The organism is Lysinibacillus sp. ZYM-1, assembly GCF_001308875.1.
GTDB lineage: Bacteria > Bacillota > Bacilli > Bacillales_A > Planococcaceae > Lysinibacillus.
The window spans coordinates 67,771-89,057 of the sequence record NZ_KQ465124.1 but is presented as its reverse complement, the minus strand read 5'-3'; the positions used below and the strand labels follow the sequence as shown (position 1 = coordinate 89,057).

19 protein-coding genes, 1 rRNA gene and 1 riboswitch are annotated in these 21,287 nt (G+C 39.1%); of the genes, 19 read left to right on the top strand and 1 reads right to left on the bottom strand.

What is annotated here, in order from left to right:
- The 14 genes from rrf to purD all read left to right on the top strand — a co-directional run.
- Window positions 1–98 (top strand): 5S ribosomal RNA (gene rrf / locus AO843_RS15520); the annotation flags it as partial.
- A gap of 581 nt (window positions 99–679) precedes the next feature.
- Window positions 680–874, top strand: a complete 195-nt coding sequence (locus AO843_RS15510) for an NETI motif-containing protein (RefSeq protein WP_054611991.1) — start codon at window positions 680–682, stop codon at window positions 872–874.
- A gap of 93 nt (window positions 875–967) precedes the next feature.
- Window positions 968–1,066: riboswitch (purine riboswitch) on the top strand.
- A gap of 208 nt (window positions 1,067–1,274) precedes the next feature.
- A complete protein-coding gene (purE, locus tag AO843_RS15505; protein ID WP_054611990.1) occupies window positions 1,275–1,763 on the top strand; it encodes a 5-(carboxyamino)imidazole ribonucleotide mutase in 489 nt (162 codons plus the stop codon).
- Entirely contained in the window at window positions 1,760–2,884 is a 1,125-nt protein-coding gene (purK, locus tag AO843_RS15500; RefSeq protein ID WP_054611989.1) for a 5-(carboxyamino)imidazole ribonucleotide synthase, read from the top strand. The genes purE and purK overlap by 4 nt, the downstream gene beginning before the upstream one ends.
- A gap of 13 nt (window positions 2,885–2,897) precedes the next feature.
- Window positions 2,898–4,193, top strand: coding sequence for an adenylosuccinate lyase (gene purB / locus AO843_RS15495; protein WP_054611988.1), 1,296 nt, complete (start codon window positions 2,898–2,900; stop codon window positions 4,191–4,193).
- Between the two features lie 128 nt (window positions 4,194–4,321).
- Window positions 4,322–5,032, top strand: coding sequence for a phosphoribosylaminoimidazolesuccinocarboxamide synthase (gene purC, locus AO843_RS15490; RefSeq protein WP_054611987.1), 711 nt, complete (start codon window positions 4,322–4,324; stop codon window positions 5,030–5,032).
- Window positions 5,033–5,034: 2 nt separating this feature from the next.
- Window positions 5,035–5,283 carry a phosphoribosylformylglycinamidine synthase subunit PurS gene (gene purS / locus AO843_RS15485; RefSeq protein WP_054611986.1) on the top strand — a complete coding sequence of 83 codons (249 nt, stop codon included), beginning with the start codon at window positions 5,035–5,037 and terminating at the stop codon, window positions 5,281–5,283.
- A 2-nt stretch (window positions 5,284–5,285) separates the two neighbouring features.
- Window positions 5,286–5,969: a phosphoribosylformylglycinamidine synthase subunit PurQ gene (gene purQ, locus AO843_RS15480; protein WP_054611985.1), complete on the top strand. Its 684-nt coding sequence runs from the start codon at window positions 5,286–5,288 to the stop codon at window positions 5,967–5,969.
- The gene (purL, locus tag AO843_RS15475) at window positions 5,956–8,190 is read left to right on the top strand and encodes a phosphoribosylformylglycinamidine synthase subunit PurL (RefSeq protein WP_054611984.1); all 2,235 of its coding nucleotides are present in this window, start codon (window positions 5,956–5,958) and stop codon (window positions 8,188–8,190) included. The genes purQ and purL overlap by 14 nt, the downstream gene beginning before the upstream one ends.
- Window positions 8,166–9,590: an amidophosphoribosyltransferase gene (purF, locus tag AO843_RS15470; RefSeq protein WP_054611983.1), complete on the top strand. Its 1,425-nt coding sequence runs from the start codon at window positions 8,166–8,168 to the stop codon at window positions 9,588–9,590. The genes purL and purF overlap by 25 nt, the downstream gene beginning before the upstream one ends.
- A 94-nt stretch (window positions 9,591–9,684) precedes the next feature.
- Window positions 9,685–10,740 carry a phosphoribosylformylglycinamidine cyclo-ligase gene (gene purM / locus AO843_RS15465; protein ID WP_054611982.1) on the top strand — a complete coding sequence of 352 codons (1,056 nt, stop codon included), beginning with the start codon at window positions 9,685–9,687 and terminating at the stop codon, window positions 10,738–10,740.
- Window positions 10,740–11,309 carry a phosphoribosylglycinamide formyltransferase gene (gene purN / locus AO843_RS15460; RefSeq protein WP_054611981.1) on the top strand — a complete coding sequence of 190 codons (570 nt, stop codon included), beginning with the start codon at window positions 10,740–10,742 and terminating at the stop codon, window positions 11,307–11,309. Before purM ends, purN begins: the two co-directional genes overlap by 1 nt.
- A gap of 105 nt (window positions 11,310–11,414) precedes the next feature.
- Entirely contained in the window at window positions 11,415–12,941 is a 1,527-nt protein-coding gene (purH, locus tag AO843_RS15455; protein WP_054611980.1) for a bifunctional phosphoribosylaminoimidazolecarboxamide formyltransferase/IMP cyclohydrolase, read from the top strand.
- Window positions 12,942–13,014: 73 nt separating this feature from the next.
- Window positions 13,015–14,271 (top strand): phosphoribosylamine--glycine ligase, encoded by a 1,257-nt coding sequence (gene purD / locus AO843_RS15450; protein ID WP_054611979.1) that lies wholly within the window; start codon window positions 13,015–13,017, stop codon window positions 14,269–14,271.
- 114 nt (window positions 14,272–14,385) lie between these two features.
- Here the strand turns inward: purD and AO843_RS15445 are convergent, their stop codons facing one another.
- Window positions 14,386–14,811: a DUF2892 domain-containing protein gene (locus tag AO843_RS15445; protein WP_054611978.1), complete on the bottom strand. Its 426-nt coding sequence runs from the start codon at window positions 14,809–14,811 to the stop codon at window positions 14,386–14,388.
- Window positions 14,812–15,010: 199 nt separating this feature from the next.
- On the opposite strand from AO843_RS15445, the gene AO843_RS15440 reads away from it, so the two are divergent.
- The 5 genes from AO843_RS15440 to pcrA all read left to right on the top strand — a co-directional run bounded on the left by AO843_RS15440 (window position 15,011) and on the right by pcrA (window position 21,285).
- Window positions 15,011–16,732, top strand: coding sequence for an adenine deaminase C-terminal domain-containing protein (locus AO843_RS15440; RefSeq protein WP_054611977.1), 1,722 nt, complete (start codon window positions 15,011–15,013; stop codon window positions 16,730–16,732).
- A gap of 69 nt (window positions 16,733–16,801) precedes the next feature.
- Entirely contained in the window at window positions 16,802–17,857 is a 1,056-nt protein-coding gene (locus AO843_RS15435; protein WP_054611976.1) for a DUF3048 domain-containing protein, read from the top strand.
- Between the two features lie 15 nt (window positions 17,858–17,872).
- Entirely contained in the window at window positions 17,873–18,190 is a 318-nt protein-coding gene (locus tag AO843_RS15430; protein WP_008173656.1) for a YerC/YecD family TrpR-related protein, read from the top strand.
- Window positions 18,191–18,304: 114 nt separating this feature from the next.
- Window positions 18,305–18,994 (top strand): heptaprenylglyceryl phosphate synthase, encoded by a 690-nt coding sequence (locus tag AO843_RS15425; protein WP_054611975.1) that lies wholly within the window; start codon window positions 18,305–18,307, stop codon window positions 18,992–18,994.
- A gap of 32 nt (window positions 18,995–19,026) precedes the next feature.
- Window positions 19,027–21,285, top strand: coding sequence for a DNA helicase PcrA (gene pcrA, locus AO843_RS15420; protein WP_054611974.1), 2,259 nt, complete (start codon window positions 19,027–19,029; stop codon window positions 21,283–21,285).
- Window positions 21,286–21,287: the final 2 nt, after the last annotated feature.

The following is a 21,287-nucleotide window of genomic DNA, read 5'->3' as shown; positions in this document are numbered from 1 at the left end:
GAGGTCACACCCGTTCCCATACCGAACACGGAAGTTAAGCTCTTTAGCGCCGATGGTAGTTGGGGGCTTCCCCCTGTGAGAGTAGGACATCGCTAGGCACTTAAGAAGTCATGGATATATTCCATGGCTTTTTTTATTTTATAAAGTATTAAAACAGTGATATAATTTACTAAATTATTAATTTATACATGAAAAGCTCTGGTTAAAATAGATAACCCTTAACTCTTTATATTTGAATTGAATGACGGAGGAATAAAAATGAGGCATAATATTTTTTCGACTCTTTCAATTTTGTGCCTACTACTAGCATTCTTAATGTTTGGTTATGATTCTACGAGATGGTATGGAGGTTTTTTTAGATTCCTCAATGAGATAAGTATGTTTATGCCATTTATATTAGACGTAGTAGGCATTGTTAGTGCCCTATTAGGCATAAAAGGAGACTATCGTTTGATTCTTGTCATCCTTCATTCTCTTCTATTATTACTATTTCTAGGCATCTATATAAAAGCTTTTTATGGTTTTAGCTGAACTTCAATCAAAACTGCAGATCAATATCTGCAGTTTTTTATAATTTAAAGAACAATTAATCAGTTCTTACATACTTCCTAAGGCAACTAAAGGTATAATGAAGTACAAGTGCTAGGTTATAAATTAAGAAATTGAAAGGAAGAAACAGTTGGGGAAGAATCAAATTTGGTATGAAGTACAAGAAAACGAAACCATAGAAGAGTGTTTAGCAAGAATGCGACTGGATGGATACATGGCTATTGGCCGAAAAGAAGAACCACTTTTTCATTTAGTCGATGGTGAACCCACATATTTACGTCAAAAAATCCAATTTAAAGCCATACCTACTCAAGACATGGATTGATTTTGACTAAAATCCGAACATTTTTTTAGTGCTTATAAAAAATGTTCGCATTTTTACATTGACGATAATGCGATCACTTGTTAAAATGTGAGAAGGAAAAACAAATAAATCCCCCATATATGCTAGAGGATTGGCTCTAGTGTCTCTACCCGGCACCGTAAATGCTGGACTATGCGGGAAAGCACTTTTGGCTGTTATGAGAAAGTCTATGTACAGTTTTGTACATTGGCTAATTCTTGTTCTAATAAGTCCTCAAGTAAGCTGCTTTCACGTGTAATAGTAGAGAGTAGTTTATTTGGGGATTTTCTTTATAAAAAGGTAAAAATTGCAGTAGCTATTAAAAATAGAGGCTTGCACGATAATTGATCATTTTTCTATCGTTTAAAAGGAGCGACAATTTATGAATCCGAAAATCGGTGTCATTATGGGTAGTTCAAGTGACTGGGAAACAATGAAACATGCATGTGATATTTTAGATGAATTACAAGTACCATACGAAAAGAAGGTTGTATCTGCACATCGAACACCTGATTTAATGTTTGAATATGCGGAAACATCACGCAAACGGGGAATACAAGTAATTATAGCTGGGGCGGGTGGAGCTGCACATTTACCTGGAATGGTAGCGGCTAAAACAACTTTACCTGTAATCGGTGTACCAGTTCAATCACGTGCACTGAATGGGCTTGATTCACTGTTATCCATCGTTCAAATGCCTGGAGGTGTTCCTGTAGCAACTGTAGCTATTGGGAAAGCTGGAGCAACAAATGCAGGCTTACTTGCAGCTCAAATTTTGTCAACGACAGATGCAGAACTTGCTAACAAATTAGATGTTCGACGTGAAGCTACAAAGCAGCAAGTATTAGAAAGCACAGGTGACTTAGTGTGACGAAGATTATTTATCCTGGACAAACGATAGGTATTATAGGTGGGGGCCAGCTTGGTCGAATGATGGCCCTTGCTGCAAAAGAGTCTGGCTTTAAAATTGCTGTACTTGAACCAGCAATGGACTCGCCTTGTGGGCAGGTAGCGGATGTTCGTATTGTGGCTCCATATGATGACGAAGCAGCATTAGAAGAACTTGCAGAAGTAAGTGATGTCATCACATATGAATTCGAAAATATTGATTATGATGGCTTAAAACGTTTATCACAAATGGCTTATGTTCCTCAGGGAGCAGAGTTAGTACGCATTACACAAAATCGTATAACGGAGAAAGAAGCTATTGTGAAAGCTGGATGCCCAGTAGCACCATATATTGTTGCAAAAACTTATGAAGAATTAGTAGCCAATATTGATTCGATTGGTTATCCTTGTATAGTCAAAACAGCAAGAGGTGGTTATGATGGCAAGGGACAGCAGCTGTTAAAATCAACTGAAGATCTTCCATTAGCGAAAGAACTCTTCACGCATTCTCAATGTATTGCAGAAGGATTTGTGCCTTTCGTTAAAGAGGTATCGGTCATTGTTCAAAGAAATGGTAACGGTGAATCGTATTGTCAACCAGTTGGAGAGAACATTCATGTTCATCATATTCTGCATGAAACAATTGTACCTGCTCGCATAACAGAAAGCACAGCTCAAGCTGCGGAACGAGAAGCTTTAAAAATTGCAGATTACTTACATTTAGTAGGAACGTTAGCGGTAGAAATGTTTGTGTTAGAAGATGGTAGCATTGTTATTAATGAATTAGCACCAAGACCTCATAATTCAGGTCACTATTCAATAGAGGCGTGTAATGTTTCACAATTCCATCAGCATATAAGAGCTGTTTGTGGTTGGCCATTACGTAAGCCAGAACTTTGGGCACCATCCATTATGGTCAATGTATTAGGGCAGCATGTCGTGCCATTGAGTAACTCCATTGCTAAATATCCTGAATGGTCTATCCATCTTTATGGGAAAGCTGAAGCTAAGGTTAACCGTAAGATGGGCCATGTAACGATTATGACAAAAAACTTAGAGGAAACACTACAACAAATCGAGAGTTCTGGCATTTGGTCAGAATAGAAGGAGATACGCAATGATTGAACGTTACACAAGACCCGAAATGGGCGCAATTTGGACAGAACAAAATAAATATCAAGCTTGGCTAGAAGTTGAAATTTTAGCTTGTGAGGCTTGGGCAGAAATAGGCGATATTCCAAAAGAGGATGTTGCTAAAATTCGAAAAAATGCTTCATTTGATGTGAATCGTATTTTAGAAATTGAACAAGAAACTCGTCATGACGTTGTAGCATTTACACGTGCCGTTTCTGAAACACTTGGAGAAGAACGTAAATGGGTACATTATGGTTTAACTTCTACAGACGTAGTAGACACAGCACTTTCTTATTTAATCAAACAAGCAAATGATATTTTACGCAAAGATATCGCGAATTTCATTGATATTATTGCTGTTAAGGCAAAAGAACATAAACATACAGTGATGATGGGACGTACACATGGTGTTCATGCAGAACCAACTACTTTCGGTTTAAAACTTGGTTTATGGTATGAGGAAATGAAACGTAACCTTGAACGTTTTGAAGCAGCAGCTACAGTAATTGAAACAGGAAAAATGTCTGGAGCCGTTGGAACATATGCCAATATCGATCCTCGCGTTGAGCAATATGTTTGTGATCAACTGGGTCTTGCTGCATCACCGATTTCAACACAAACTTTACAGCGTGACCGCCATGCGCAGTATTTAGGGGCATTAGCTTTAATCGCTACTTCCATTGAAAAATTCGCAACAGAAATTCGCGGTTTACAGAAATCTGAAACGCGTGAAGTGGAAGAAGCTTTTGCAAAAGGGCAAAAAGGGTCGTCTGCAATGCCACATAAACGTAATCCAATCGGCTCTGAAAACATGGTTGGATTGTCTCGTTTAATGCGTGGATACATGGTAACAGCTTATGAAAATGTCGCTTTATGGCATGAACGTGATATTTCTCATTCATCTGCAGAGCGCGTTATTTTACCGGATGCAACAATTACTCTTAACTATATGTTAAATCGCTTCGGTAATATTGTGAAAAACTTAACAGTATTCCCTGAAAACATGAAACGTAACATGAATCGCACATTTGGTCTTATTTATTCTCAGCGCATCTTGTTAGCATTGATTGATAAAGGATTAGTACGTGAGGAAGCTTATGATACGGTACAGCCTTTAGCCATGCAAGCATGGGACGAGCAAGTACAGTTCCGTACATTAGTCGATGCAAGTGAAAAAATCACATCTTATTTAACAAAAGAAGAGCTGGATGAGTGCTTTGATTACAACTACCACTTACAGCATGTTGATATGATTTTCGAACGATTAGGACTCAACTAATATTTATTTCGCCATTAAAAAATAAATGTTAGAGCCACCAGTAAATGCTTCAGAGTTGAATCGTGGAGACACGGTTCAATTCTGATCATGATTAAAAGCGTATCTCATAATATCAGGGGGAAAAACGGATGACTAAAGGTCAACTTTTGTATGAAGGTAAAGCAAAAAAATTGTATGCAACTGAGGAGCCGAATGTGCTACTTGTTGAGTACAAGGATAGTGCGACAGCATTCAATGGTGAAAAGAAAGAGGAAATTGAAGGCAAAGGCATTTTAAATAATCGCATTACTTCATTAATTTTCGAAAAATTACAAGGAAACGGAATTGCGTCACATTTCGTGAAACAATTATCAGATACGCAACAACTTGTAAGAAAAGTAGATATTATTCCGATTGAAGTTGTTGTTCGTAATATAGCTGCAGGAAGTTTGGCAAAACGTCTTGGTCTTGAAGAGGGAACATCTTTAAAAAGACCAATCGTCGAATTTTATTTTAAAGATGATGAATTAGGCGATCCATTCATTACAACAGAGCATATAGATGTTCTGGAGCTTGCAACGCCCGCTGAAGTAACTGCTATTTACGATAAGGCACTAGCTATTAACAAAGTTCTACAGCCAATCTTTGCAGATGTCAATGTGACACTAATTGATTTTAAATTAGAGTTTGGACGTGATGCAGATGGCCAAGTATTATTGGCAGATGAAATTTCACCAGATACATGCCGACTTTGGGATGCAACAACGAAGCAAAAGTTAGACAAAGATGTTTTTCGTAGGGACCTTGGTAATTTAACTGAAGTTTATACTATTATACTTTCTAGACTCGGAGGCAAATAACAATGAAAAAAGTAAAAATCTATGTAACATTACGTGAGAGCATTCTTGATCCACAAGGTTCTGCAGTACAGGGTTCTTTAGCTAAAATGGGCTACGGTGAAGTAGAAGATTTACGTATCGGTAAATATCTTGAACTAACAATAAAAGATACAGAACGTGACATTAATACTCTAGTAAAAGAAATGTGTGAAAAGGTTTTAACAAACGTTGTAATTGAAGACTACCGTTTTGAAGTCGAGGAGGCAAACTAATCATGAAATTCGCAGTACTCGTATTCCCTGGGTCAAACTGTGATATCGATATGTATCATGCGATTAAAGACGAGCTAGGTGAAGAAGTAGAATATGTATGGCATACAGCAACAGATCTAAGTGGCTTTGATGGTGTATTAGTACCTGGAGGATTCTCATATGGAGATTATCTTCGTTGTGGTGCAATGGCTAATCAATCGAACATTATGGCAGAGGTTAAGAAAGCAGCAGATGCTGGTAAACCAGTATTAGGTGTATGTAATGGCTTCCAAATTCTAACGGAAGCTGGTTTATTGCCAGGAGCTTTACTACGCAATAAAAACTTGAAATTTATGTGTCGTACAGTGCAGCTAAAAGTGGAAAACAACAATACATTATTCACAAATCAATATGAGCAAGGTCAAATCATCAATATTCCAATCGCACATGGTGAAGGTAATTACTACTGTGACGAGGAAACATTACAATCACTAAAAGATAATAATCAAATCGTATTCACATACTCAGGTGACAATCCAAACGGTTCTTTAGAAGATATCGCAGGGATTATAAACGAGCGCGGCAATGTATTAGGGATGATGCCACACCCAGAGCGAGCTGTTGATGCACTGGTGGGCGGTGCAGACGGTTTAGCAGTATTTAAATCAATTGTGAAGCAGTGGAGGGAAAATCATGTCAACAACTAAGTTTGAGCCAACAGCACAGCAAATTAAAGATGAAAAGCTCTACGCTGGTATGGGGATGTCAGACGAAGAATTTGCAATGGTAGAAGGTATTTTAGGACGTCTACCTAACTGGACAGAGACAGGTCTTTTCTCAGTAATGTGGTCTGAGCATTGCTCTTACAAAAATTCTAAGCCGGTACTCCGTAAATTCCCGACAAAAGGGCCTCAAGTTTTACAAGGACCAGGTGAAGGTGCGGGTATTGTCGATATTGGTGACGAACAAGCAGTAGTATTTAAAATGGAATCTCATAACCATCCATCTGCAATTGAACCTTATCAAGGAGCTGCGACTGGTGTTGGCGGTATTATCCGTGATGTTTTCTCAATGGGTGCACGTCCAATCGCAATGCTGAATTCATTACGTTTTGGTGAATTAAAATCAGCACGTGGTAAATATCTATTTGAAGAAGTAGTTGCTGGTATTGCAGGGTATGGTAACTGTATTGGTATTCCTACAGTAGGTGGCGAGATTCAATTTGATCCTTGCTATGAAGGCAATCCACTTGTCAATGCGATGTGTGTAGGCTTAATTGACCATAAAGATATTCAACGAGGTATTGCAGCAGGTGTTGGTAATACAGTTATGTACGTTGGTGCGAAAACAGGACGAGACGGAATTCATGGTGCGACATTTGCTTCTGAAGAATTAACAGAGGAATCAGAAAACCAACGTCCAGCAGTACAAGTAGGGGATCCATTCATGGAGAAACTTTTACTTGAAGCATGCTTAGAAGTGGTAAAATCTGACGCACTAGTTGGGATTCAAGATATGGGTGCAGCTGGACTTACTTCTTCATCAGCAGAAATGGCTTCAAAAGCTGGTTCTGGTGTAGAAATGAATTTGGACTTAGTGCCTCAACGTGAGACAGGGATGTCAGCGTACGAAATGATGTTATCTGAATCTCAAGAACGTATGCTATTAGTTGTGACAAAAGGTCGCGAAGATGAAATTAAAGCGATTTTCGATAAATATGATTTAGATGCTGTAGCAATTGGTCGTGTAACGGATGATAAAATGCTTCGTCTTTTACACAATGGACAAGTGGTGGCAGAAGTACCTGCTGATGCATTAGCAGAAGATGCACCAGTTTATCATAAACCATCTGCTGAACCTGCTTACTATGCACAGTTCCAAGCAATCGAAAACACAGAGCCTGTTGTTACGGATTATAAAGAAACATTAAATGCTCTATTAAAAGCACCAACAATTGCTTCGAAAGAATGGGTATACGATCAGTACGATTATCAGGTTCGTACTTCAACTGTTGTTAAACCAGGTTCTGATGCAGCTGTTATTCGTGTACGTGGTACAAATAAAGGCTTAGCAATGACAACGGACTGTAACTCTCGCTACATTTATCTAGACCCAGAAGTGGGCGGTGCTATTGCAGTAGCTGAAGCAGCTCGTAATATTGTTGCAACTGGTGGTACGCCACTCGCAATTACAGACTGCTTAAACTTTGGTAATCCAGAGAAACCAGAAATCTTCTGGCAAATTGAAAAATCTGCTGACGGCATTTCGGCTGCGTGTACAGCCTTAAATGCACCAGTAATTGGCGGTAATGTATCACTTTATAATGAACGTTCAGGCGAAGCAGTTTATCCAACACCAACAATTGGTATGGTAGGTCTAATTGAAGACTTAGCTCATGTTACAACACAGGAAGTAAAAGCAGCAGGAGATCTCGTATTTGTTATTGGTGAGACAACAACTGAATTTGGTGGTTCAGAGCTTCAAAAATTATTAAATAATGGGGTTATTTCTGGAAAAGCACCAGCAATCGATCTAGAAGTGGAAGCGGCACGTCAGCAAGCATTATTAAAGGCTATAAAGGCTGGTCTTGTACAGTCTGCACATGATGTGGCTGAGGGTGGTCTTGCTGTAGCCATTGCTGAAACAACTTTCAGTGCAAACGGTCTTGGTGTTGACGTTTCATTAACAGGTTCTGCTACAACGGCATTATTCAGTGAAAGTCAATCTCGTTTTGTTGTGACAGTCAAAGAAGAAAATGCAGCTGCATTTGTCGAAATCATCAAAGATGCTCAAAAAATAGGTGTCGTAACAAACGATGCACTTGTTAAAATCAACGGGGACAAAGGTGTGCTTGTAGAAGGTACAGTGGAGGAATTCCGTTCTAATTGGAAAGGAGCAATCCCATGCTTGCTGAACTCAGAGGCTTAAATGAAGAATGTGGGGTGTTTGGTATTTGGGGGAACTCAAATCCAGCACACCTTAGTTATTACGGGCTTCATGCTCTTCAACATCGTGGACAAGAAGGCGCTGGTATCGTTGTTTCAGATGGCCAACACCTTCGCGCGGTAAAAGGTGAAGGACTAGTTAATGATGTTTTCAACGAAGATAAATTAAAGGCAGTGGACGGCAAGGCAGCAATTGCACACGTTCGTTATACGACTGCTGGTGGTGGCGGTATCGAAAATGTACAGCCATTATTATTTCATTCCTCAACTGGTAGCCTTTCCATTGCCCATAACGGTAACCTAGTCAATGCGACACATTTAAAACAGTATTTGGAGCGACAAGGTAGCATTTTTCACTCTAGCTCAGATACAGAAGTGCTGGCGCATCTTATTAAGAAAAGCTCGCATTCACCATTCCGTGCAAAGGTGAAAAATGCCCTCTCTTTATTAAAGGGTGCGTATTCTTGCTTAATTATGACAAAGGATGAAATGCTTGTTGCACGTGATCCACATGGTTTACGTCCATTATCTCTTGGAAAGCTAGGAGATGGCTGGGTGGTCGCTTCTGAAACTTGTGCATTTGATTTAATTGGTGCAGAATTTGTTCGTTCTGTAGAGCCAGGAGAGTTATTAATTATTAACGATGAGGGTGTAAAATCAGACCGCTTCGCTGATATGGAAAAACGTTCTATGTGTGCGATGGAGTATGTTTACTTAGCACGTCCTGATTCGGATATTGATGGTATTAACGTTCATATGGCACGTAAACGCATGGGGAAACAGCTAGCGCGTGAATGTGCACATATTGAGGCTGATGTTGTAACAGGTGTACCAGATTCAAGTATTTCAGCAGCGATCGGTTTTGCAGAAGAAAGTGGTATCCCTTATGAACTAGGTCTTATTAAAAACCGTTATGTAGGTCGTACTTTTATTCAACCGACACAAGAATTACGTGAACGTGGTGTGAAAATGAAGCTTTCGCCAGTTGTTCAAGTTGTAAAAGGCAAACGTGTAGTTATGGTGGACGATTCTATTGTTCGCGGCACAACATCACGTCGTATTGTCAAAATGTTAAAAGATGCTGGAGCGGCAGAGGTTCATGTGGTCATTTCATCACCACCTATGACAAACCCTTGTTATTATGGCATTGATACGTCAACACATGAAGAACTTATTGCTTCTAGTCATAATGTTGATGAAATTCGTGAAGTAATTGGTGCAGATTCCCTGACGTTCCTTTCTGTTGAAGGCATGGTTGAGACTATTGCGCGACCATATGAAGATGACAACCGTGGACTATGCTTAGCATGCTTTACAGGTAAATATCCAACAGAGATTTTCCCGGATACCATCTTACCACATGAAAAAGAACTATTACGTTAAGAAAAACATCGCAACGAATTAGTGTTTTCTAGAAGGTTGTAAAACGAATTCTAGGATACTCTTAGGCGATTTAGATGATAAGGAGGAACTCTGCGTGTCAAAGGCATATGAACAAGCAGGTGTAAATATTGAAGCGGGCTATGAAGCCGTAAAACGAATGAAATCTCACGTTGAACGTACGAACCGTCTAGGTGTAATGGGAACGTTTGGTGGCTTTGGTGGTATGTTTGACTTGTCAGAACTAAACCTTAAAGAACCTGTACTTATTTCAGGGACTGATGGTGTAGGGACAAAGCTAAAGCTAGCATTCATGGTAGACAAGCACGATACTATTGGCGTGGACTGTGTAGCAATGTGCGTGAATGATATCGTTGCACAAGGAGCGGAGCCACTATACTTTTTAGATTACGTAGCTCTTGGAAAAGCAGAGCCTGCAAAAATTGAGCAAATTGTTAAAGGTGTAGCAGATGGCTGTGTGCAATCTGGTGCAGCTCTAATCGGTGGCGAAACGGCAGAAATGCCAGGTCTATATGAAGAAGATGAATACGATTTAGCTGGCTTTGCAGTGGGTGCCTGTGAAAAGTCTGCCATTGTGACAGGAGAAAAAATTGTTGAAGGCGATGTACTTGTAGGTATTGCTTCAAGTGGTGTACATTCAAACGGTTATTCTTTAGTACGTAAAATTGTCTTTGCAGATCATCAATATGCAGTGGATGCCATTGTAGAAGGCTATGAAGACTTAGGACCGATCGGTGAGGCTCTTTTAGTACCAACAAAGTTATATGCTAAGCCTGTATTAGCAGCCTTAAAAGCAGCAGATGTACATGGCTGTGCCCACGTTACTGGTGGAGGTTTCTATGAAAATTTACCACGTATGATGCCTGAAGGACTAGCTACAGAAATTGACTTAGGTTCATGGCCAGTATTACGTATCTTTGAATTCTTAAAAGATAAAGGTCAGTTAGAAGATAGAGATTTATATAATGTGTTTAATATGGGTATAGGTTTTGTAATAGCTATTCCAGCGGCAGAAGCTGATAAAGTTATAGCAGCAGTAGAAGGAAATGGTGAAAAGGCTTATACAATCGGACGTGTTATCAAAGGTGATGGAGTAATATTTAATGGCTCACATGATGGGAGTTTAGTGTAATGACGATCCCAACAAAAATCGCTGTGTTCGCGTCAGGAAGCGGTAGTAATTTTCAAGCCATTCAAGAGGCTATTGATCGTGGAGAACTAGATGCAAAGGTTGAACTAGTGGTGACAGATAAACCTGGTGCATATGTAGTAACCCGTGCCGAAAGCTTTGGGATTCCAGTGCTTGCCTTAAACCCGAAAGTGTTTACATCGAAGGCAGCCTATGAAACTGCTATCATTGACGCTTTACATGAATGTGATGTGAAATGGATTGTTCTTGCAGGGTATATGCGTTTAATCAGTGACGTATTATTAGCGGCATTTCCACAGCGAATTGTTAATATACACCCTTCCTTATTGCCAGCCTTTCCAGGGAAGGATGCTATTGGACAAGCATTAAACCATGGGGTGAAAATAACAGGTGTAACGGTGCATTTTGTAGATGAAGGAATGGATACTGGCCCGATTATCGCACAGGCTGCTGTATCAGTGATTGATGGAAATCCAGAGGCGACAGAAGCTGAAATTCACAAACAAGAGCATCTATTGTATACCAAAGCTTTACAGCAATTACTACAATAAGGAAGAAGGAGTTAGGTCGAGAACCTTACTCAACACCTAACTCTATAAATCTATTGAAGCAAGTTAGATCGTGGTAAGCACGATGAAAATTAGGAGGATATTGTTGTGACAAAACGTGCATTAATCAGTGTTTCCAATAAAGATGGTATTTTAGAATTTGCAAAGGAATTAGTAGCATTAGGTTATGAAATTTTATCAACTGGCGGTACTAAAAAAATGTTACAAGACAATGCTGTGGCTGTAACAGCAGTAGATGAAGTAACGAAGTTTCCTGAAATTTTAGATGGGCGTGTTAAAACATTAAATCCAATGATTCACGGTGGTCTATTAGGAAAGTTTGATGATGACTCTCACCAGGCACAAATGAATGAGCATGGGATTGAGCCGATTGAGATTGTTTGTGTCAATCTTTATCCATTCGTTGAAACAATTTCAAAGCCTAATGTAACATGGGATGATGCGATTGAAAACATTGATATCGGTGGCCCTACAATGTTACGGTCTGCTGCAAAAAACCATCAATATGTAACGGTAATCGTGGACAGCAATGACTATGCAACAGTATTAGAGGAACTAAAAGCAAATGGCGCAACAACAATTGAAACACGTCGTAAATTAGCTGCAAAAGTTTTCCGTCACACAGCTGCTTACGATTCATATATCTCGAACTATTTGACAGAAGAAGAGTTCCCAGAGAGTTTAACAATGACTTATGAATTAAAGCAAAACTTACGTTATGGTGAAAATCCACACCAAAAAGCGGCATTTTACCAAAAACGTCTTGGCTCTGATTTCTCATTAGCTTACGCAACACAATTACATGGAAAAGAGTTATCCTATAACAATATTCAAGATGGTAACGCAGCATTGCAAATTGTGAAAGAATTTGAAATGCCAGCTGCAGTAGCTGTGAAACATATGAATCCATGTGGAGTTGGAACAGGTGTCACATTAGAAGCAGCATTTGATAAAGCGTATGAAGCAGATCCAACATCTATTTTTGGTGGAATTATTGCCCTTAATATGGAAGTGGATGCAGCAACTGCTGAAAAGCTAAGTCATATTTTCCTAGAAATTATTATTGCTCCTGCTTTCTCGCAAGAAGCACTAGATATTTTAACGAAAAAGAAAAATATTCGCTTACTAACAATTCCGTTTGAGCAAGCTAAACAAGATCAATTTAATGTTGTATCTGTTGAGGGCGGTCTTCTTGTACAAGAACCAGATCGCTATGGCTTTGGCAATGCAGATATTAAAGTAGTGACGGATCGTGAACCAACAGAACAGGAATGGGAAGCATTACAGCTTGGTTGGTCTGTTGTTAAACATGTTAAATCAAACGCGATTGTTGTAACAGACGCTCAAATGACACTAGGTGTAGGCGCAGGGCAAATGAACCGCGTTGGTGCAGCTAAAATTGCTTTTGAGCAAGCTGGTGAAAAATCAAAAAGTGCTGCGCTGGCATCAGATGCATTTTTCCCAATGAGTGATACTGTTGAGGCTGCAGCCGCAGCAGGAATTACAGCAATTATTCAACCGGGTGGATCTATAAAAGATCAAGATTCAATTGATAAAGCGAATGAATACGGTATTGCTATGGTATTCACAGGTGTACGCCATTTTAAACACTAATTGATAATGACACAAAGCAGACCGAGATGTGGGTTCATCTCGGTCTTACTCACAAAGAGGAGGATTCTCTAAAATGAATGTATTAGTAATTGGAAGTGGTGGCCGTGAACATGCCATCGCAAAACAATTTAGCATTTCTCCATCCGTTAACCAAGTATTTGTAGCGCCTGGGAATGACGGAATGCGCGGAGAAGTAGAGATTGTTGGTATTGACACAATGGATTTTGCGGGCCTCGCGCAATTTGCGAAGGAAAATGATATTGCTTTAACGTTTGTAGGCCCAGAACAACCACTTGCTGAAGGCATTGTCGATTTCTTCACAGCTCGTGGATTGCGTATTTTTGGACCGACAAAGGTGGCTGCTCAAATAGAAAGTAGTAAGTCGTATGCAAAAGAAATAATGAATAAATACAATATACCAACAGCCGCACATGAAACATTTACTGAAGCAGAACAAGCAATTGCCTATATTAAAGAACAAGGCGTACCAATTGTTATCAAAGCAGATGGTTTAGCAGCTGGTAAGGGTGTTGTTGTGGCGATGACAGAGAAAGAAGCCATAGAAGCTGTACAAGATATGATCGGGAATCAACGCTTTGGTGAATCCTCTTCTCGTGTTGTAATCGAAGAATTTTTAGACGGGGAAGAATTCTCCTTTATGTCCTTTGTACATGCAGGACAAATTTATCCTATGGTTATTGCACAGGACCATAAACGTGCATATGACGGCGATAAAGGCCCAAACACGGGAGGTATGGGGGCTTATTCACCTGTGCCACAAATCTCACAAGAAGTAGTAGATACTGCTTTCCAAACAATTGTCGAACCAACTGTTAAAGGGATGGAAGCTGATGGCGCATCCTTTACAGGAATATTATATGCAGGGTTAATTTTAACGAAGAAAGGCCCTCAGGTTATAGAATTTAATGCTCGTTTTGGTGATCCAGAAACACAAGTAGTTTTACCACGAATGATTTCTGATTTTGGTGCATTTATGATGGCATTAATGAATGAACAGCCATTTGATTTGCAGTGGTCAGCAGATGCTATGCTAGGTGTTGTCATTGCAGCAGAGGGATATCCAGGTGATGTTGAAAAAGGAAAAGTATTACCGAATTTAGAATCACTTTCAGCGTCACATGCCGTATTCCATGCAGGTACAAAATTAGTGGATGGCCAATTTGTTGGTAACGGTGGTCGTGTATTGCTAGTTGGTGCAAAGGCCTCCACTTTACAGGAAGCACAGGAAAAAGTATATGCAGGCATTGCCACAGAAAAATGGGATAACTTTTTCTTCCGTAAGGATATTGGCTGGCGCACATTTAAGTAATCGGAAATTTTACTAAAATTTAAAATATTTTTAATCCTCTTTATGAAACCTCTTAAAGTTTCAAACGTAAGAGGTAAGAGCCGTCTCCAAAATAGATTGGGACGGCTCCTTTGACTAAGAAGGGTTTTGAGCGTTATTCGATGTAGAATTGCTCCTAGTTGAGGAATTTTGAGTTGAAGCGCTGGTACCAGATTGAGATGAAGCGGTTGCTTGTGAACCTGAAGAATTACCAGCTATTGCAGAAGAGAAATCCTTCATGAGCATATCGATTTGCTCAGAGGACATAGAATTTTGCCCGCTGAACATACTTTGCATAGAGGTGTTCATGGCATTTTGCATATTAGAGCTCATGAGAGCTTTCGTAGGACAATACTTGAAGAGTCCTTCAGCCATTTTCATGGCCCCTAATGCAATCATCAATCGACCTTTTGTACAATTAGGATTTCTTGAAACTTTAGCGATACCAAATGCTGTCAAACTTGTACCCATGGCAAAACGACAAAATGCATTTTTTTCGCTTAAATTTGCTTGCTGCATCATAATACTTCCTCCTTTAGTCATTGTGGAAAAAATAAGCGAGGTGCACTTTGCTTTATGAAAGTGCTGTGTTACCATTGAAACAAGATGATTGCATAAAGCATAAATTTAATGAAAATATGCGATTATGCAGTAGTAGTATGTGATTTCAAGTTGGATTTACACAATGAAAAATTACGCAATTTAGGAAGGAGCGAATAGCATGGATCCAGTATGGAAAATAACAAAAATACGTCAACAATTAGCGGTAATTGATGGAAAAAAGGCACCTGATATTGTGCTGAAAAATGCAAGGTATTTGCATAGTATGTTGAAACAATGGATTGTAGGAAACATTTGGGTTTTAGGGGACCGCATTGTCTATGCTGGTGACAGAATGCCTCCTTTAATAGAAGGAACAGAAGTGGTGGATTGTACAGGGAAAACAATTGTACCTGGCTATATTGAGCCACATGTACACCCGTTCCAGCTTTATCATCCACAGTCATTTGCAGATTTTTGTGGGCAGCTAGGGACAACGACTTTTATTTCCGATAATTTAAGTTTCGTTTTAAATTTAGAAAATAAGAAAGCGTTTTCAATTTTAGATCATTTAAAAAAGCTACCGTTTTCTTTTTATTGGTGGACTCGCTTTGATTCACAAACGGAATTGGAGCAGGAGGAAGAAGTATTCTCTAACACATCCATTTTAGAATGGTTAGAGCGAAGAGACGTCTTGCTTGGTGGAGAGTTGACAGGCTGGCCTAAGTTGTTACATGGAGACGATCAAATGCTTTATCGCATGCAAATGGCGAAGGGGCTAGGTAAAAAAATTGAAGGTCATTTCCCTGGAGCATCCGAGAGAACTCTAGCTCGTATGAAACTTCTTGGTGCAGATGGTGATCATGAGGCGATGACAGTGGAGGAAGTAGAGCGACGTATAATGCAAGGCTATGCAGTGACATTACGTCATTCATCTATTCGACCAGATTTACCGCATCTATTAAAAGGAATCGTAGAAAAAGAACTTCCTATTTTTGATCATTTAATGATGACAACTGATGGCTCGCCACCTTCATTCCATGAGGACGGTGTTATGGATAAATGCATTCAAGTAGCCCTAGATGCAGGCGTTTCTCCAATTGATGCCTACCAAATGGCTTCTTATAATGTGGCATGCTATTATAATATGTCCAATCTACATGGTTTTATCGCGACAGGTCGCTTTGCTTCGCTTAATATTTTACAAGATGAATATCATCCTGTACCAGAAAGTGTCCTATCAAAGGGTGTATGGCTGAAGCGTGATGGAGAACGTGTGCATAGATTGGCAGCAATCGATTATTCTAGTATCCCAGCGTTCGATTTAGATTTCTCACTAGACTCACAAGATTTCCAATTTTCTATGCCTTTCGGAATTGAGCTTATTAATGATGTCATTACAAAACCGTATAATTCATTGATTACTAGAGAAGGGCAGCTGGCGGATCATGATGAGTGTTATTTAATGTTAATAAACCGACAAGGTAACTGGCATGTTAATACGATGATTAAAGGATTTGCGACAGGTGTTCAAGGCTTTGCATCATCCTACTCAAACACAGGTGATATTTTATTGATTGGAAAAAATAAAGAGGATATGATCAGAGCCTTTGAAGAAATGAAGGCGATGAATGGTGGTATTGTCCTTGTAGAAAAAGGAGAAGTCATTGCAGATATCCCATTAGCCATTGGTGGACTTTTATATGATGGGGATGTATTGACGTTAACAGAGAAAGAAAAGGCTTTAAAACAAGCTTTAGCAGAACGTGGGTATCAATTAGGGGATGCTATTTATACACTATTATTTTTACAGTCCACTCATTTACCATATATTCGTATAACACCAAAAGGGATTTTCGATGTGATGAAGAATAAGTTATTATTACCTGCTGTTATGCGCTAATGTATGAAAGTGTTTCGGTTGTGTAAACAATTACCTTTATGTGTAATTGTTCAAAGGAGAGTAATGCTTGTGTTCAAATCGAAGAATTTATTGATGGCTATGGCATTTAGTGCTTTGGTGATCGGAGGATGTTCTAAGGATACACCAAAGGTCAAAGAAGATGATGAAAGTAGAGTGGAGGAAGAAACCGTAGTTGAAGAGCCAGTTCAACAACCAGCATTCGTAGCACCACTTACAGGGGAGGCTGTACAAGAAGAAATCACCCAGCGACCTATTATCGTAACCATTAATAATCATCCAGCCGCACGTCCACAATCAGGACTAGCTGATGCGGATATCATTTATGAAATGCTGGCGGAAGGAAATTTAACGCGTTTTTTAGCAGTTTATCAAAGTGAGCTACCTGACAATATAGGGCCAGTTCGTAGTGCACGCTCTTATTTTATCGATATAGCAAAGGGATTCGATGCCTTTTATGTAGCTCATGGCTATAGTCCAGAGGCGAAAACAATGCTTGATAATCGTGTAGTCGACAATATCAATGGTATGGCCTATGATGGTATACTTTTTAAACGTTCAAGCGAACGGGTTGCTCCACACAATTCATATATTACATCTGAAATGATTATAAAAGGCGCTGAAATGGTGGGCGCTTCAATGAATTACAGTGAAAAAGTACTTCAGGCTTTTTATGAACCCGATGAACGTGGTAAAATAGGCATTGAAACAAGTCAAGTTGACATTTACTACGGAAATAATGAAGATTTCCACAATTCGTATGTGTACGATCATCAAAGTAATCACTATGAACGACAATCGGCTGGCGTGGACACAAAAGACATGTTAACAGGCGAAACACTATCATTGGCAAATGTTCTATTTTTTGAAATGGATCACCAAACAATTGATGATATTGGTCGCCAAGAAATTGATTTAACTTCTGGTGGAAATGCGTATGTATTGCAAAATGGCTATTTGAGGGAAGTCAAATGGGCTAATGTGAATGGAATACCAATGGCTGTTGAGCAATCAGGGGAGCCTGTAAAGCTAGTACCAGGAAAGTCGTGGGTTCATTTTGTACCATCTTCACCAGGGTTACAAGCAATGGTGAAAACGCAGCCTTAAAGGGAGGAAAATTGAATGCAAATCGAAAAAATTCGGGGGCATCAAACAGATCAATTATTTAAAGCAGTGTTAGAGCTGAAAGACATCGAAGAATGTTATAAGTTTTTTGATGATTTATGCACGATTAGTGAAATTCAATCGTTGGCACAACGCTTTGAGGTTGCACATTTATTACGTTTAAAGAAAACCTACGAATCCATTAAAAAGGAAACAGGTGCAAGTACAGCAACGATTTCACGTGTTCGACGTTGCTTCGATTATGGAAACGATACATATGATGAAATGCTAGGTCGTTTGTATCCTGACGAGAAACCGTTTCAAGCACCAAAATAATAGTTGGAAAATGAGACTGGGTAGATGTTCTACTCAGTCTTTTTCATTTTTTTGTCGTCCATCATAAGCTATACTTGTAAACGAATAGATAGAAAACGATAGGTGGTAAAATAAATGGATTATTTAGAATGGAGACATGTGTTCAAGCTAGATCCAGCAAAGGACATTTCAGATGAAGATTTAGAAAAAATTTGTGAATCTGGGACAGACGTTATTTTAGTTGGTGGAACAGACAATGTAACTTTAGATGGGGTATTAGATTTACTTGTTCGTGTTAGACGCTTCGAAGTACCAATAGCTCTGGAGATTTCGACTATTGATGCGATTACACCAGGCTATGATTATTACTTCATTCCGACCGTCTTAAATAGTGATGATCCAAAATGGATTAAAAATTTGCATCATGCAGCCATTAAAGAGTTTGGAGATATCATGGTATGGGATGAATTGGTGGCAGAAGGTTATTGTATTTTAAATCCAGATTGTAAAGTGGCACAAGTAACAGGTGCCAAAACAGATTTATCGATTGACGATATCGTAGCCTATGCACGCATGGCAGAAAATTTCTTTAAACTCCCAGTATTTTATTTAGAATACAGTGGAATTTATGGGAATCAAGAAGTAGTAAGTGCTGTGAAAAATGAACTGAAGCATACTAAGCTCTTTTATGGTGGAGGAATTACATCTGCAAAACAGGCAGAGGAAATGGCACAATTCGCAGACACGGTAGTAGTGGGAAATATTATTTATGAAGATTTAAAAGCTGCGCTTGCGACTGTTAAGGCTGTGAAAAATACGTTATAATTTTAGAACAAATGTTTGTAAGGCGGTGCGAAATGGAACAGTTAACAAAAAATTTACTAGCAGGTATGAATCCTGAACAAGAAAGAGCGGTTAAAACCACTGAGGGACCGCTGCTGATTATGGCTGGTGCTGGATCAGGGAAAACACGAGTATTAACACATCGTATTGCTTACTTAATCATAGAAAAGGAAGTGTATCCATCCAAAGTTTTAGCCATTACGTTTACCAATAAAGCTGCTCGTGAAATGCGAGAGCGTATTGACGGTATTCTTGGCAATGGAACTGGCGATAGTATGTGGGTATCTACTTTCCACTCGATGTGTGTAAGAATTTTACGTCGCAATATCGATCAACTAGGCATATCTCGTAATTTCTCCATCCTAGATTCTACGGATCAACTTTCGGTGATCAAGAATGTAATGAAGGATGAGAATATCGATCCTAAGCGTTTTGAGCCACGAGCTATTTTAAATGCTATTAGTGCAGCCAAAAACGAGTGCATTACAGCAGATGATTATGAGGGTCAAATGAATGATAAAAACCCTTATGAACAAACCGTTGCACGTGTGTATAAAGGCTATGAAAAAAGATTACGTCGTAACCAATCCCTGGATTTTGATGATTTAATTATGACAACCATTACGTTGTTCAAACGCGTACCAGAAGTGCTGGAATACTATCAGAATAAATTTCAATATATTCATGTAGATGAATATCAGGATACCAATAAATCCCAATATCTACTTGTGCAATTATTAGCTAAAAAATTTAAAAATATTTGTGTTGTAGGGGATTCTGATCAATCAATTTATCGCTGGCGTGGTGCAGATATCGGTAATATCCTTTCCTTTGAAAAGGATTATCCCAATGCTAAGGTGATTATGCTTGAGCAAAACTATCGTTCAACTAAACGCATCCTACAAGCAGCAAATGACGTCATTCAAAATAATACAACACGTTATCCAAAAGAACTGCGCACAGAAAATGCAGATGGTGAAAAAATTGCTTTATACAAAGCTTATAATGAGCAGGAAGAAGCACAATTTGTTGTACAAACAATCCAGCAGTTGATGGAAAAGGAAAATCGTTCATTTGATGACTTTGCCATTTTATATCGTACGAATGCCCAATCTCGTGTGATGGAGGAAGTACTTGTAAAGTCCAATATGGTGTATCAAATAGTTGGTGGGACAAAGTTCTATGATCGAAAAGAAATTAAAGACTTACTTGCTTATCTACGCCTTATTGCTAATAATGACGATGATTTATCACTTGCACGTATCATTAATGAACCAAAACGTAGCATTGGCGCTACATCTTTTGAAAAAATGGCACGCTATGCAATTGAACAGGACCGTTCCATTTTCGATGCCATGAATGATTTAATATTCATGGGTCTATCCGGGAAAGCCGCAAACTCAGCAGAACAGTTTTATGCAATGATTAAAGGCTTTACAGAAATGCAAGAATATTTATCTGTCACAGAAATTGTAGAGCAAGTCATTGATAAGTCTGGCTACCGTACAATGTTACAAAATGAAAAAACGATTGAAGCCGAAAGTCGTTTAGAGAATATTGAGGAGTTCTTATCTGTCACAAAAGCTTTTGAGGAGCGCAGCGATGATAAAAGTCTGATAGCGTTTTTAACGGATTTGGCACTTATTGCTGATATCGATGCTCTTGATAAAGAGGATGCATCCAAAGGGAATATTATTTTAATGACTATGCATGCTGCTAAGGGCTTGGAGTTTCCTATTGTCTTTATTATCGGTATGGAGGAAAATATTTTCCCACATTCACGTTCACTAGATGATCAAGATGAAATGGAAGAAGAACGTCGTCTTATGTATGTTGGTGTGACGCGAGCAGAGGAGCGACTATATTTAACATGTGCACAAAGCCGAACGATTTTTGGCCGTTCTAGCTTTAATAATGCTTCACGATTTTTAGGTGAAATTTCTGAAGATATTACCGAATCTATTTCCAAAGCTGGTACTAAAACGAATACGAATATACCGTTTGCTACTAGCAATCGTTCAACAGGTGGTTATCAAAAACGTACCCTTGGGGCTGTTCAACAAACCCAGCCTGCCACAGCTCGTTTACAAACGACAGGCGGAGATCAGTTTGGCTGGAAGGCTGGAGATAAGGCCGTCCATAAAAAATGGGGTACGGGTATGGTTGTAAGTGTAAAAGGCGAAGGTGATAGTACAGAGCTTGATATCGCTTTTCCACAACCAATTGGTATTAAGCGATTACTGGCACAATTTGCACCGATTGAAAAAGCGTAAGC

Coding starts and splice junctions, on each gene's coding strand:
- purE (WP_054611990.1), top strand. CDS start 1,275: ATGAATCCGAAAATCGGTGTCATTATGGGTAGTTCAAGTGACTGGGAA.
- purB (WP_054611988.1), top strand. CDS start 2,898: ATGATTGAACGTTACACAAGACCCGAAATGGGCGCAATTTGGACAGAA.
- purC (WP_054611987.1), top strand. CDS start 4,322: ATGACTAAAGGTCAACTTTTGTATGAAGGTAAAGCAAAAAAATTGTAT.
- purS (WP_054611986.1), top strand. CDS start 5,035: ATGAAAAAAGTAAAAATCTATGTAACATTACGTGAGAGCATTCTTGAT.
- purQ (WP_054611985.1), top strand. CDS start 5,286: ATGAAATTCGCAGTACTCGTATTCCCTGGGTCAAACTGTGATATCGAT.
- purL (WP_054611984.1), top strand. CDS start 5,956: ATGTCAACAACTAAGTTTGAGCCAACAGCACAGCAAATTAAAGATGAA.
- purF (WP_054611983.1), top strand. CDS start 8,166: ATGCTTGCTGAACTCAGAGGCTTAAATGAAGAATGTGGGGTGTTTGGT.
- purN (WP_054611981.1), top strand. CDS start 10,740: ATGACGATCCCAACAAAAATCGCTGTGTTCGCGTCAGGAAGCGGTAGT.
- purD (WP_054611979.1), top strand. CDS start 13,015: ATGAATGTATTAGTAATTGGAAGTGGTGGCCGTGAACATGCCATCGCA.
- AO843_RS15445 (WP_054611978.1), bottom strand. CDS start 14,811: ATGATGCAGCAAGCAAATTTAAGCGAAAAAAATGCATTTTGTCGTTTT.
- AO843_RS15440 (WP_054611977.1), top strand. CDS start 15,011: ATGGATCCAGTATGGAAAATAACAAAAATACGTCAACAATTAGCGGTA.
- AO843_RS15430 (WP_008173656.1), top strand. CDS start 17,873: ATGCAAATCGAAAAAATTCGGGGGCATCAAACAGATCAATTATTTAAA.
- AO843_RS15425 (WP_054611975.1), top strand. CDS start 18,305: ATGGATTATTTAGAATGGAGACATGTGTTCAAGCTAGATCCAGCAAAG.
- pcrA (WP_054611974.1), top strand. CDS start 19,027: ATGGAACAGTTAACAAAAAATTTACTAGCAGGTATGAATCCTGAACAA.